1 pseudogene is annotated in these 322 nt (G+C 58.1%); it reads left to right on the top strand.

Annotated elements, in window-relative coordinates:
* A pseudogene (locus U869_RS29875) lies at positions 1-322 on the top strand (transposase); the annotation flags it as partial.

The following is a 322-nucleotide window of genomic DNA, read 5'->3' as shown; positions in this document are numbered from 1 at the left end:
TGCCTGACTGCGACTGGCAGCATATCACCTTCACCATGCCGCACTTGCTGTGGCCGTTCTTCAATAGCAACTGACCGCTGCTCAACGACCTTTTTCGCTGCGCCACCCGCGCCATGCTCAGGCACGCGCGCAAGCTGGGCATCGAGGTCGGCATTTTCTGTGCGCTACACACCTACGGACGCCAGCTCAATCAGCATCCGCATATCCACGTCTCAATTACCCGTGGCGGCCTTGATATCAAACACGGGGTCTGGCGTGACCTGTTCTTCAAAAAACAGCAGGTCGAAGAAATCTGGCGCGGTGCCGTCATCCGTCTGCTGCG

Source organism: Serratia sp. H1w (genome assembly GCF_000633355.1).
Classification (GTDB): Bacteria; Pseudomonadota; Gammaproteobacteria; order Enterobacterales; family Enterobacteriaceae; genus Chania.
The sequence above is the reverse complement of the archived record's forward strand: the minus strand, read 5'-3'. Positions and strand labels throughout refer to the sequence as shown.